Here is a 12,781-nt window from a genome sequence, read left to right as displayed (position 1 = left end):
AATCCAGTGTGGCGGCATTAATGTCGAAATATTGCAGTTTTTTCTCAGGCCCGAAATCCATGATCACGCCCGTGTGTTGTTTGCCTTCGGCCAGCAGGGCGGCTCCGGCAATGGAGTTGGTGGCCTGCCCGGTGGTTGTGTCCACCAACACTTGGTTAGGCGCACTGTGCAGCGTTTCGATGGCGAAGTCATAGGCGGTTTGGTAGGCTTGATACAGGGTGTCCAGCTGGATAAAGCTGATGCCGTTTGTGCAGGCCTGGCCAGAATAAGCAAATGGTTTTTCGTTGTGCGCTTGCTGAACATAGAGAGTGACGGTCGGGTGAATGCGTTTTAACAGCCGGTGAAATAAGTCCGCTTGCTTAAAGGTTTTGTCGGACACCAATAGCACGAGGCTTTGAATGCTGGGGTTCTCGTTCAGCAGTTTTAATAGGGGGTAATAATTACAGCCACGAACCCACTGTTCTTCCAGTAAGTTTTGTTGCTCATCGGCTTGATCAAAGTAGGCGCCGAGTTCGTTATATTTCTCGTTGCTGTTGAAAGATAGCGCGCCAATCAGAACGCTAAATTGATTCGGCTTTGGGGTAATGAGTTCGAGGGTGTGGCTGGCCTGCTGGTTGTTTTGTTTCGCCCAGAATAGAAGGATGGCAAATAAAACCATAAATAGCGCAATTATGACAATAGCGATCCACACAAACGGGAATTCAAGCTCGCCTTTGACGATCTGCTGAATCAGCTCGATCCCCATGTCAGTGGCCCATGAAAACAGCACGATGCCCAGCAAAACACCCACGGCGATCCCAGTGTTGTCGCCAAATAAGGTACGAATGATTTTTTTGGCGTTAAATGCGCGTCTTGAATTGGCCATGCGTTGATTCCTTTTATTGAAACAAGTCGTATTGCGTGCCGTGTTGGCCGCCTGCACAGTATAAAGCCCTGTCATTTTAAACCGATTGTTTCACAAATTTGTGAAATTCGTCTTGCGCTGTAATGTCAGTAAACTGGTGCTCGTTTAACTCACACTGAAACCATTCACACAGCAAGGAGCATGAACATGAAAAAAGGTGTTTTATTGGGTTTAACTCTGACAGGCGTTGTTTTAACCGCAAGCAAACCAGCGGTGGCCGACCCAGCCCCGTTTGGATTGGAAGTGGGGCAGGCGACTATCTCGCAAATGCAGGAAAAATATACTGCGCGCGAAACCGGCATTAACAGTTACAGCCATGGCAAGATGTATGAGTTACCCACCCGTCAGCTGGGCGTTAGCGAGTTAAAGGAAGCCACGGCGATTTTCGATGTGCAGGGTAAGCTGGTGGCGATATTGTTAACGCTGCCAAAACATAAGTTTGACAGCACACTCAGTGCTTTGAAGCAAAAATACCGGCTGATTGAACAGCAGATTCCATTTGTCGGTAATAAAAAAGCGGTGTTGAAAGACGGTGACACGGAAATTACCTTGACCGCACCGCACATGAGTTTTGAGATGGAGCTGAACTATATCAATAACGATTTTTACCAGGCCTACCTGAAAAAGTCACGCGAGGAAAAAGCGGCCAAGCGTGCTCAGGAAGCGTCGCAGCTATGATTCGCTGTGATTCGTTATAATCGTTTAGTTGTCTGATTTCATGGCGACACCTTTCGCTATTTCGGCTATGATTATCTCCACACAAACGGCCAAGCGGTCCATTCAGAAACTCAAGCTTGAAGAAGGAGTGAAATGATGCGTTATTTAGTGAGTCGGCATTCCGGTACTTTGGAATGGTTTGCTCGGCGAGGCCTCCCGGTTGATGAAGTGATTACGCATTTTGACCCGCAGACCCTTCGGCCCGGTGATGAAGTGATTGGCATTCTGCCCATTCAGCTGGCCGCCGCCGTCTGTGCCAAAGGGGGGCGTTATTTTCACCTGGAAATGAATGTGCCGCTGGAATGGCGCGGCAAAGAACTCAGTGCCGAGCAGTTGGACGCGTTTGGCGCAAAGCTGGTCGAATATACGGTTCATAAAGCTGCGTTGTTATCGCATTAACTTTACGGGTTAGCTTACCTGATGAGCTGGAAAACGTTACGCTGCGCCACAATTTTATGAGCCACTTGGTGATGAATGCTGTCAACTGATTGAGTATCGCTAAAATCACAGCCCCGAGAGTAGAAGTGATTGAGCGACACTACGAGCATTTGCAGTCAGACTTTACAACCCCTTTAATCAGTTTGCCAACAACGTTAACGAACCTTGTTTATCTATACCCATAAAGGGTATAATTTCATGATGATTTTTATTGAATCAAAACTTTTTGAGCGTTTGCGTAGCGAGTATTTGAATGATTGTGAATACCGTGAATTACAGAATTTCTTGATTCAACAGCCGCTTGCAGGTGATGTGGTTCAAGGTACTGGTGGCCTACGAAAATTGCGGTGGAAGCTTGCCAATAAAGGCAAACGTGGCGGTATTCGCACCATTTATCTGTATTTAGATAAAAAGATCATATTCATTTATTGACGCTTTACGGCAAGAGTGATGTTTCTGATTTAACGGCGGATCAAAAGAAGATTTTGAAGGCAATTGTAGAGGAGATTAAACATGACTGAGCGTGATTTATTTTCAGAGCTGCAATCTAGCTTAAAAGATGTGCGAGAGTTTGAACAAGGCAAATTAACACTCAAAACGACCCATTTAGAAGCTAGACCTTCTGTTCGTTTAAATGCAGAGCAAATTCGTTCAATTCGAGAAAAATACAATATGAGCCGCGCTGTTTTTGCGCATTACCTTCATGTTTCAACTCGCACCTTGGAAAAATGGGAACAAGGCGTTTCAAAACCGAATGAGCAAGCTTCTACGCTTATAGCACTTACAGCAAAATACCCAGACATGATCGAGAGGTTGCAAAGTGTTTAAAAACATTGGTTTGCAAGTTAAACTTTTTCGGTAAGCTTTTGAAATGAAAGATGAATGGGGCGATTGACGGGGATCGAACCCGCGACAACAGGAATCACAATCCTGGGCTCTACCAACTGAGCTACAACCGCCATAATGGTTTGAAAGACATACCGTAAGTGGCACGCCCATCAGGATTCGAACCTGAAACCCTCGCCTTAGAAGGGCGATGCACTATCCAGTTGTGCTATGGGCGCTTATCGAACCTCTTAGATATCGTGCTGAATAGGGAATCATCAACAAGATAAAAATGGTCGGAGTAGAGGGATTTGAACCCCCGACCACCTGTACCCAAAACAGGTGCGCTACCAGGCTGCGCTATACTCCGAAAGATGCGGCGTATTTTATAGAGCAGACGGGGTGCTGTCAATCATTAAAATCGGGAAATATGAAAAAAATTGCCTGTCCTTTCGACAACGAAAACTGTGAAATCAGTTATGATGTTTGGCTGTTTTCAGGTTTCGTTGTTGTAAGTATTGTTTTAAATATTGTTTTAAATAGGAAAATTCACCATGACGGCAAAAATTTTAGATGGAAAGGCCATTGCTCTGGCGTTAAGAGAAAGCATTCGCGCGCAGGTGGATGCGCAGGTGGCGATGGGGCACAAGCCGCCAGGCCTGGCCGTTATTCTGGTGGGCGAAGATCCGGCCTCTCAGGTGTATGTGCGAAATAAAAAGATTGCGTGCGAGAAAGCTGGCTTTAATGATGTGTCGATGGTGTTGTCCGCCGACACGACCGAAGCGCAGTTGCTGGCGGAAATCGACACCCTGAATGCCCGTGACGATGTGCACGGGATTATTGTGCAACTGCCGGTGCCGGATCACATTGACCCGGAAAAAATCATTGAACGCATTGACCCGAAAAAAGATGTCGATGGGTTTCATGCCTATAATATGGGGCGCTTGGCGACGCGCATGCCGACATTAGCGCCTTGTACGCCGCACGGGGTGATGACCATGCTGGAAAAAACCGGCATTCCTCTGCGCGGTTTGGATGCCGTTGTGGTGGGCGCGTCCAATATCGTGGGGGTGCCGATGGCGCTGGAATTATTGAATGTGCGTGCCACGGTCACCGTCTGCCACAGTGCCACCAAAGATTTGGCGCAGAAAGTCTCTGAAGCCGATTTGGTGGTGGTGGGCGTCGGGATTCCGAACATGGTGAAAGGCGAGTGGATTAAAGACGGTGCCATCGTGGTGGATGTGGGCATTAACCGTTTGGACGACGGCACCTTGTGCGGTGATGTGGAATACGATGTCGCCAAGGAAAAGGCCAGTTGGATTACGCCGGTGCCGGGTGGCGTGGGGCCCATGACGATTGCCACCTTGATGCAAAACACCTTGCAGGCGGCTTACGGCGACTTGGATTGATTGCCGCCGCTTAGCCGTCTGTTATTGGCGCAGATTAACCTGACGAATGGATGAATGTTGGAGTTATTTAACGTTGAATATTGGAAGAAATGATCCCTGTCCTTGTGGCAGCGGCAAAAAATATAAGAAATGTTGTTTATCAAAAGCCACGGCGCAAGAAACCGCGAGTTTAATGCAGCACAAAATTCGCCGTGCGGAGGGCGCATTGATTATTGCGATGCAAGACTGGCTTAGAGATGAAGCCTTTCTTGGGCCGATTGAGGAGGCAACGGAACATTTTGATACCTTAATGCCTTTTGAGTTGGACGATGGGCAGTGGGAAAGTTTGTGGCAATCAATGATGATTTACTACATTTTGTTGGATTGGCCACTACCAGAGACCGTAGACGAAATGCAAGGTTGGACGCTCGGGCATATGTTTGCAACCCTGTTTGAATTGGAGCCTTTTGATAGAAAGGTGCTGTTTGCCATGCTGGACGCCCCCTTTACGTTTGTTCAGGTGCAGGATGTGGTTGAGGGTAAAGGGCTTTATCTACACGATCTGTTATTGGACCGAGACGTTTATGTTGAGGAGCAAACCGCTTCCATTTCGAGAATAAAAGGGGACATTCTCTTTACCAAAATCGTCAGTATGAACACTGTTTCCGTCATGATCTCCGGCTTTCCGTTTAGCTTGCCTGGTCGTTTTGCCGAGCCTATTTTAAATTTACGTCAAGCCATTCAGCAGGATCACTCCCTGTCACTAGACGGTTTGTTGTCGATAAAAGAGGCGTTGATTCGAGAATATTGGCAATTTTATGGCATTGTGAATGCGCCACCGATTATGCGGAATCAGGATGGTGATTTTATTGAGCCGAATGAATTGGTTTATCACACAAAACTTAGCTTGAATGAACTGATTGAAAACCTCTTGCCGTTATCGCCATTTGCCGATTTGGATGAAATGTTGCTGGAAGGGGCAACATACGATGCAAAAGGCAAATTGCAGCAGGTGGATTTTCCAAGGGTTGATCAGTATGACGTCGTGCTCGCTCAATTTAGCGTGACGGAAGGTCGAATCGTGGTAGCCACCAATTCGGCTAAACGGGCAGGGCGGGTAAAATCCAGCTTTACCCGTCGCTTTGGCAAAAAACTCACATTGGTCGATCAGATTTGGCATCCGCCAGAGGCTTTTAAATCTTCAGGCGTTAAGCCTTTGATTCACACGCAAGCGGCCTCCGCCAATGAGCCTTTGGAATTGTCTGAACCGTCTGAGCCAGCGTTTTCGTTAGAAAACTTTGATGATATGTCACCGCAGTTACTGGACATGCTTAGGGTTCAAGCCAGGAACCATTGGCAGGGTTGGTTGGAGCATCCGATTCCGGCTTTAATGGGCAAAACGCCACGGCAAGCGACGAAAACAAAAGCAGGTCGGGAGCAGTTAGAGACGTTGTTGTTGGATTTTGAAGACGCTAATCAGCAAGACCCTGCTAACCCCATGAACCCGGATATTGCTTGGCTCAGAGCGCAGTTGAAAATGGAATAATGTGCTGGGATTCAAGGCGTTTTTTGGGTTACGATCAAACATTTGGGCTAGCCCGAATATTTCATGAATTTGTGCTGAAATTGCGCAGAACCTTGTTTTCACAAGGAAATTTTCGAAGAAGTGCCGTATCCACGATTACGGCCGACTGAGAAAATATTTCTTGTGGAATCAAGGAGCAATCAAGGTCGGTGCAAATTTGTGAACTGTTCGGGCTAGATTTCTTTTAACAGGTTGAGCAGGTCTTCGGCTTCGAGGGTCATGCTGCCTTGCTCGTCGGTTTTGTTTTGCTGGTAAAGCTTGTCTTGCAGCGCTTGTTTTTTCGCTTGCAGTTGCAGAATTTTCTCTTCAATGGTGTTGGCGACCACCAGTTTGTAAACAAACACTTCTTTGTCTTGACCGATGCGGTGTGCGCGGTCGGTGGCTTGGTTTTCCACCGCAGGGTTCCACCAAGGGTCGTAGTGGATGACGGTGTCGGCTTCTGTGAGGTTGAGGCCGACGCCACCGGCTTTGAGGCTGATCAAAAATACTTGGGTGTCGCCTTGTTTAAAGCGGTTGATTTCCGCCTCACGGTTTCGGGTTTGCCCGGTGAGCAGGCTGAAGTCAATTTTCTGTTTTTTCAGAGCGTCGCCAATGATTTTCAGCATGCTGGTGAATTGCGAAAAAATAATCATGCGGTGCTGGCTTTCCAGCAGGTCTTCCAGTAGTTCCAGCAGCAGTTCCAGTTTGGCGGACTGCGTGACTTTTTTCGCCGCCTCGATTTTAACCAGGCCTGGGTCACAGCAGACCTGGCGTAATTTCAACAAGGCGTCCAACAGGGTGATTTGCGATTTTGCCAGGCCTTTGTCGGCCACGGTCTGGCGCACCTTGTCTTCCATGGTGACGCGAATGGTTTCGTACAATCGGGCCTGAGCCTGGCCGAATTCCACGGTTTTGATGATTTCGGTTTTGTCGGGCAATTCTTGCACCACTTGATGTTTGGTGCGTCTGAGTAGAAACGGGGCGGTCTTCTGGGTGAGCTGATCTTGTATCTGGCGATCGTTTTCCACTTCAATCGGTTTTTGGTAGCGTTTTTTGAATTGCGCTTGATTCCCCAGAAACCCGGGCATGAGGAAGTTAAACAGTGACCAGAGTTCGCCTAAGTGGTTTTCAATCGGGGTGCCAGTCAGGCAGAGTCGGTGTTGGCTTTTCAGTGACACCAGGGCGGTGTAAAGCTTGGTGCGCGGGTTTTTGATTTTTTGCGCTTCGTCGAGAATAATCACTTGGAATTCGGTGTTTTTAAGCTGATCCACATCGCGCGGTAACAGCGGGTAGCTGGTGAGCACCAGATCGGCCTCTTCAATGGCGTCGAACGCTTGGTGGCGGTCGCTGCCGTGGATGGTCAGAAGGTTTAAGTCGGGGGTGAATTTATGGGCTTCACTTTTCCAGTTGCCGATGAGCGAGGTGGGCACCACCAGCAGCGCGGGTTGCGTGAGTTGTTGCTGTTGTTTTAAATGCAGCAGCCAGCTGAGGGTTTGCAGAGTTTTACCCAGCCCCATGTCATCGGCCAGCACGCCGTTGAAGCCGTGTTGGTATAAAAAGTCTAGCCAGCTGAGCCCAAAGGTCTGATAGGGGCGCAGTTCCGCTTGCAAGCCCTGTGGTGGAGGCAGGGTTTCGATGCGGGTGAAGTGCTTCAGTTTGTCGGCCAGTTGCATGACCTTACGATCCCCGAGCCAGGTCATGGGCAGGTTGGATAAACCGGCGATTAAATGGGCATTAAACGGCTGGATGCGCAGGCCTTTCCCTAGGGGTTCGTGCTGGTAGAGCTGCAACAGGGTTTCAAACAAGGGCGCCACATCGTCTTTCGGCAGCTTGAGAATTTCCTGTTCGTTTAGCGACAGTAGCAGGGTATCCGGCATGTCGCTGACTTGATCGTAGCGTTGCAGCATTTGTTCCAGCAGCGGCGCCATGGGCAGCGTCTGGCCTTTGACCTGAATATTGAAACTGAGATTGAACCAGTCATTGGTTTGTTCGCTTTCCACCTGAATATCATCGGCTTCCACCAAAGAGAGCCAGGCCTGGTCAAAGCCATCAAACTGCCAGCCTTCTTCAGCCAAGGCTTCCATGCGCTCCAATAGCGCCAGATAATTTGCCAGGCCTGGCTCGGTGTGGGTGTCATCCGACTGCAGCGCATAGAAAAGCATCTCGCCGCCGGGATGCGGCGGTGGATCGTTAAATGACAGCCGCACTTCCGTCAAAAGGTCGTCTAAACGCGCGGCAACAGCGGCTTCGCCGCTGCGGTCACGGTGAATGGTAATGAGACGGTTTTCCAAGCGGCTTTCCACCGTCTCGGCCGCATTGGTTGGGTAAATGGCGTAGCCGTCATACAGGAACATGAGACCAAACAGCGGGTGTGGCAGCGGTTCCAGCAGTGTGACCAAACCAACCGGTGGGGAGTCAATGAGGATGCGTTCAATGCCGACCATCTCCGGCAAGCGGGAGAAGATTTCACCGGCCGGTGCCTGTATCTGCTGTTCGCTGAGGGTTTCAATCAATTGGTTGTATTGATTTTGGTTCATGTCCGGCAGCTTTATCAGGCTTGGCAGTGCCGGTGCCGCAACGGGTGAAATGACTTCCTGTGCGGTGTGCTCAAGCGTGTTAATCATCACCGGCGGGTCGCACAGCACCAGAAATTGCTGCTGAGTATCAAACGCCAGCTTGAGCTGGTGGCCGCCGTTTGGCGTCGTTTGGTGGATCAGCTCCAGTTCATGGGGCGTGCTCAGCCACTGAAGCGGCGTCGGCTGAGACTTAAAATAGGCGTGGCCGCTCTGTATCAGCTTTTTCAGCAGCAGATAACCGGCCGCTCCGCCAAACTGAATGGCGGAAACGTACCAAGACTCGGTCGCGGCGGCAGGCATCAGTTTGGCGATGCGGTGGTTTTCGCTGTAGCCAAAGACGTTGAACTTATTAAAGTAGGTGGACACCTGCATGGGTTTGGGTTTCGCCAGACGGCCACGCAAGGTATAGTGGTGACGCATGATTTTCAGCTCACCGCTCATGGAGCGCTTATGATGGCTGTAGGGCTGGTCGGTGCCGTCAAACAGATGAAAGTGATACCATTCTTCCGCGGTGTGATCCTGACGCTGACCGAGAAATTGAATTTCGTCCAGCAGGCATTGAAACTGGAAATCATCCACTTTTTGGGCGTTTTGCGACGCCTTGTCTGATTGACCAGGCCTGGCGGTTTCGCTTTGCGGCGCTGTTTGCGCATTTTCCGCTTGGATAAGCGACAAGAGTTTTAAGCAGGTGGCCACAGCGTGCTTGCAGTTATCCCCCACGGGACAGTCGCAGTAGCCGATCAGGGTGACCGATTTTTTTTCACGCGCGGATTCGATAATGGTGACTCGGGTATCGTACTCTTCGCCGTGCGAGCCACTGACGATGGCTTCGTATTGAAACACCTGACTGTGTTTGTCGTAGTTTTGCACCGGTTTTTGGGTGACGGTTTGCACCTTATTGTGCTGGAAGACGGTTTGGCCGCGCTTGTAGTCGCCTTCTTCAAAGTTTCGGATAATGTCGTCTTCACTGAAGTCTGGGCGGTTTTTGGTCATGGAGATCTCTGTTGAGGTTAAGTTTTGCGCGATTTGCGCTATTATAAGGGCTTTGCAAAAGCACAGGAAGAGGATTCACTCAAAACTGCACGGATAACCTCGGTTGATGTGTGGATAAGTATTGCTGATTGGTTAAAAGCGCGGTGATTCACTAAATTAGATGGATAATTCCTGTAATTAAAATGGCGAGCCTGTTTAGGAGATGGTTTATGACAATGCGATTCGGGGTGGTGTTGACGTTATGGGGACTGTTGATGACAACGGCTTTGCCGGTGATGGCGAAGGTGTCACCGACTGAGGTGCCGGGTGCGAAGACGGTCACGGTTGAGGAAGTGAAAAAGCTCTGGATGCAAGGGGTGTTGTGCATTGACCCCCGCCGCAATGCCGACTGGGAAGCGGGGCGCATTCCCGGAGCCTTGCACATGATGTCGAAAAGTGACGTCTATAACCCGCAGACGGTACTGGCACACACGGACGGGCGTTACGATGCGCCGATTGTTTCTTATTGCAATGCCGAAAATTGTTTGAGAGCCGCGAACTTGGCACGGGATTTGGTTAGTTGGGGGTTTACCAATGTGTATTACTTTCGAGACGGTTTTCCGGCCTGGAAAAATGCGGAAAACCCGTATGAATGAAACGACCGTTTAAAATGGCTGCGCACGGCGTCAGTTCTCGAATCGAACGAATATTAAAAGGATCCAGCCCATGTTTCTAAACTCGCTCAAGCACCGTTTGGCTCTGTTCAGTGCCGCGGCCATTCTCATCACCGTGTTTATTTTAATGATGATTTTTAACGGCATTTTGCAGCAGAAGCAGACTCAGGTGCTGAGTGCCTTATCCACCAAGGCCACGGCGGTGGCCAGTGGTCTTTACAGCCACGCCATTTCCAAAATGGAAGAAAACATTATTTTCACCACGCGCGACCCGGTTTTGATGCAAGCCATACTGGACAAGAATCTCGATGTAATTCATAAGCGGATTTTCCCGACCGGTAACCGCCTTGAAGCCACCGGCGTGACCACCAATCTGCGTTTGCTAAGCCTGGATAATAAGCTGCTGTACACCCGCAATGATCAGGAAAGCGGCGATTACAATTTGCAACTGGCGACGGATTCCGTGAGTCAAATGAAAATCCTCAGTGGCGTCGAATCCGTGGATGGGGCGGAGCCGGAAATTCATCTGGTGTTTCCTTTGACACGCCATGGGCAACCGATTGCGGTGGTGGATATGGCGTTGTCGCTTTCTGCGGTGATGTCAAAGTTCAAAGCCATTTCCAACAGCGATTGGGCGATTTACAGTGTGAATAACCATCTGGTTTCCAAAAGCTCCGATACCTTGGTGAACTACATCAAACAAGCGTCTATCCCGGTTAATCAATACGGCATCCATCGTATGTCGGAGGCGGGGTTGGATTTCAATGTCGTGACCCAACCGATTTACGACTATCAAAATCAGTTGGTGGGGTATTTGGTGACCTCTTCGGATGATACACAAACCTATCAAGCCAGTGATGCGCAATTCTGGTGGGGTGCTTTAGCCATACTGGCTTGGTTGCTGGTGGTGCTCTTGGCAACCGGTTACACCCTCGCCAGAGCAATGCGGCCACTGGAGTTGATGCACGAGGCGGTCGCGAAAGTGCGGCAGAACGGTGACTTTACCGTGCGGGTTCCGACTCGGGGTAAAGATGAAATCGCCTCCGCAGCGCATGATATTAATGAACTGATTGACCTGATGCAGCAAGCCTTAAAAGAGAGCAATCGCGTGATGCACGCGGTGGCCGAAGGGGATTTTACCCAGCGTATGCAGGGCGATCATAAAGGGGCATTGGCCGAGTTGCAGGAAACGGTGAATCAGTCCACGCGAAGTGTGGACACCACCATGCGTGAGTTAACCAAGGTTGTCAAAGCCCTGCACCAGGGGGATTTCAGCACGCGCATGAGTCAGGAGGTCAAGGGAGAGATTCGGTATGAAGTGGATGCGGCGTTGTCCAGCCTACACGCCACCATTGAAGATACAAACCGTGTTTTAACGCATATGGCGGAGGGCGACTTCAGCCAGCGTGTTCAGGCCGATGCGTTCGGGGATTTGAAACTGTTGCGCGATAACGTCAACGGACGGGTTGAGCAAACCGCTCAGGCACTGGATGAAATCGCAAAAGTGGTGAAGGCGATGGCGTCAGGCGACTTGACGCAACGAGTGCAAGGGCAGTATAAGGGTCAGTTCGGCACTTTATCGGGCGAATTGAATAACTCACTGCAAAATATTGCACAACTGATTCACCAGACCTCTAGCGGTGTGCACAGTCTGCTGCAAAATGTGGATCAAATCCATCAGGGCACTCAGGATCTGAATGATCGTACGCAGCGACAGGCACAATCGCTGGATCAGACAACCTTAACCATTTCGCAGATTACCAAAGCCGTGGATACAACCACTGGCAATGCCCATTCCGCTAATCAACAGTCGCAAAATTCACGTAAACAGTCTGAAGAGGGGGCGCAGATTATGCGTTCCACCATTGAGTCTATGGGAAAAATTCGTGACGCCAGTCATAAGATCGAAGAAATTATTTCGTTGATCGACAGCATTGCCTTTCAGACTAACCTGCTGGCGCTTAATGCCGCCGTGGAAGCGGCGCGAGCCGGTGAGCACGGCCGCGGGTTTGCTGTGGTGGCGGGCGAAGTGCGCAACCTGGCGGGCAAGTCGGCCGATGCGGCACGAGACATTAAAGGGTTAATCGAAAATGCGGTGCATGCCGTGGAAGAGGGCACCGAGCGGGCGGAAAGTTCCGATCAGGCCTTGCAGCATATTACTGAGAGTATTCGCAGTGTCAGCGATATTGTGTCGGAAATCAGTTCGGCGTCGGAAACCCAGTCGCAATCCATGAATCAGATCAACCAAGCCATCGGGGAAATCGATGATGTCACTCAGCAGAATGCCGCTCTGGTAGAGCAGACCACAGCGGCATCGGAGGCCATGCGCGAAGCGGTCAGCGAACTGGAACAGTTGATCGCCAAGTTTAAGGTGTAGCCCGATTTTATCTGTTGTTGCCGGCATTTAAACGTTGACAAAGCGGATGGATTTTACCTTGGCTTTGAAAAAGGTAAAGCCGTCGTCTGTTCCGAAATGATGTCCGCCTTCTACATCGAATGGCAGGCGGAAACCGTCCACTTCCCGAAAGTCCTTCAAGCGCCCACCGAAGGGTTGAAGTCGATGGATTTTGTCGGGATTGGCGTCGCTCCAGCGCATAAAGTGAACTTCTTGAGGTTGGCCATCTTCCGAGACGACCAGCGTGATGGTCTGAGACAGATTCTGGTAGGCTAGCGTGACCTGGGCACGCTGGTCGTCCAGCGCCTGCCAAGTGACATTGTAGGAT

Annotated in this window: 11 protein-coding genes, 3 tRNA genes and 1 pseudogene; 9 read left to right on the top strand and 6 right to left on the bottom strand. The window is 50.0% G+C overall.

What is annotated here, in order from left to right; genetic code table 11:
• A partial coding sequence (locus tag ACP5D0_RS04930; protein WP_472364489.1) for a hypothetical protein occupies nt 1-865 on the bottom strand: 865 nt, incomplete at its 3' end.
• Nucleotides 866-1,051: 186 nt separating this feature from the next.
• Here ACP5D0_RS04930 and ACP5D0_RS04925 point away from each other — a divergent pair.
• From ACP5D0_RS04925 to ACP5D0_RS04910, 4 genes are all read left to right on the top strand, one after another.
• Nucleotides 1,052-1,582 (top strand): hypothetical protein, encoded by a 531-nt coding sequence (locus tag ACP5D0_RS04925; RefSeq protein WP_472364488.1) that lies wholly within the window; start codon nt 1,052-1,054, stop codon nt 1,580-1,582.
• Between the two features lie 132 nt (nt 1,583-1,714).
• Complete coding sequence (gene csx16 / locus ACP5D0_RS04920; protein ID WP_472364487.1) at nt 1,715-2,020, top strand: CRISPR-associated protein Csx16; 306 nt, start codon at nt 1,715-1,717, stop codon at nt 2,018-2,020.
• Between the two features lie 237 nt (nt 2,021-2,257).
• The gene (locus tag ACP5D0_RS04915; protein WP_472364486.1) at nt 2,258-2,491 is read left to right on the top strand and encodes a hypothetical protein; all 234 of its coding nucleotides are present in this window, start codon (nt 2,258-2,260) and stop codon (nt 2,489-2,491) included.
• A gap of 81 nt (nt 2,492-2,572) precedes the next feature.
• Nucleotides 2,573-2,887: a helix-turn-helix domain-containing protein gene (locus ACP5D0_RS04910; protein ID WP_472364485.1), complete on the top strand. Its 315-nt coding sequence runs from the start codon at nt 2,573-2,575 to the stop codon at nt 2,885-2,887.
• 55 nt (nt 2,888-2,942) lie between these two features.
• Here ACP5D0_RS04910 and ACP5D0_RS04905 read toward each other — a convergent pair.
• The 3 genes from ACP5D0_RS04905 to ACP5D0_RS04895 form a co-directional block, all read right to left on the bottom strand.
• Nucleotides 2,943-3,018 (bottom strand) — tRNA-His (locus tag ACP5D0_RS04905).
• 28 nt (nt 3,019-3,046) lie between these two features.
• A tRNA-Arg gene (locus ACP5D0_RS04900) sits at nt 3,047-3,123 on the bottom strand.
• A gap of 54 nt (nt 3,124-3,177) precedes the next feature.
• A tRNA-Pro gene (locus tag ACP5D0_RS04895) sits at nt 3,178-3,254 on the bottom strand.
• Nucleotides 3,255-3,438: 184 nt separating this feature from the next.
• Here ACP5D0_RS04895 and folD point away from each other — a divergent pair.
• The 3 genes and pseudogenes from folD (at nt 3,439) to ACP5D0_RS04880 (ending at nt 5,818) form a co-directional block, all read left to right on the top strand.
• Nucleotides 3,439-4,293, top strand: a complete 855-nt coding sequence (folD, locus tag ACP5D0_RS04890) for a bifunctional methylenetetrahydrofolate dehydrogenase/methenyltetrahydrofolate cyclohydrolase FolD (RefSeq protein ID WP_472364484.1) — start codon at nt 3,439-3,441, stop codon at nt 4,291-4,293.
• Nucleotides 4,294-4,339: 46 nt separating this feature from the next.
• A pseudogene (locus ACP5D0_RS04885) lies at nt 4,340-4,432 on the top strand (SEC-C metal-binding domain-containing protein); the annotation flags it as partial.
• Between the two features lie 33 nt (nt 4,433-4,465).
• The gene (locus ACP5D0_RS04880) at nt 4,466-5,818 is read left to right on the top strand and encodes a hypothetical protein (protein ID WP_472364491.1); all 1,353 of its coding nucleotides are present in this window, start codon (nt 4,466-4,468) and stop codon (nt 5,816-5,818) included.
• A gap of 212 nt (nt 5,819-6,030) precedes the next feature.
• Here the strand turns inward: ACP5D0_RS04880 and ACP5D0_RS04875 are convergent, their stop codons facing one another.
• Nucleotides 6,031-9,405: a DEAD/DEAH box helicase gene (locus ACP5D0_RS04875; protein WP_472364483.1), complete on the bottom strand. Its 3,375-nt coding sequence runs from the start codon at nt 9,403-9,405 to the stop codon at nt 6,031-6,033.
• Nucleotides 9,406-9,614: 209 nt separating this feature from the next.
• Here ACP5D0_RS04875 and ACP5D0_RS04870 point away from each other — a divergent pair, with 209 nt between their 5' ends.
• Nucleotides 9,615-10,040: a rhodanese-like domain-containing protein gene (locus ACP5D0_RS04870; RefSeq protein WP_472364482.1), complete on the top strand. Its 426-nt coding sequence runs from the start codon at nt 9,615-9,617 to the stop codon at nt 10,038-10,040.
• 70 nt (nt 10,041-10,110) lie between these two features.
• The gene (locus ACP5D0_RS04865) at nt 10,111-12,435 is read left to right on the top strand and encodes a methyl-accepting chemotaxis protein (protein ID WP_472364480.1); all 2,325 of its coding nucleotides are present in this window, start codon (nt 10,111-10,113) and stop codon (nt 12,433-12,435) included.
• A 27-nt stretch (nt 12,436-12,462) separates the two neighbouring features.
• Here the strand turns inward: ACP5D0_RS04865 and ACP5D0_RS04860 are convergent.
• Nucleotides 12,463-12,781, bottom strand: a 319-nt coding sequence (locus tag ACP5D0_RS04860) for a DUF6920 family protein (protein ID WP_472364479.1), incomplete at its 5' end; no start/stop codon positions are given.

This window comes from Hydrogenovibrio sp., assembly GCF_049975065.1.
Lineage (GTDB): Bacteria > Pseudomonadota > Gammaproteobacteria > Thiomicrospirales > Thiomicrospiraceae > Hydrogenovibrio.
The sequence above is the reverse complement of the archived record's forward strand: the minus strand, read 5'-3'. Positions and strand labels throughout refer to the sequence as shown.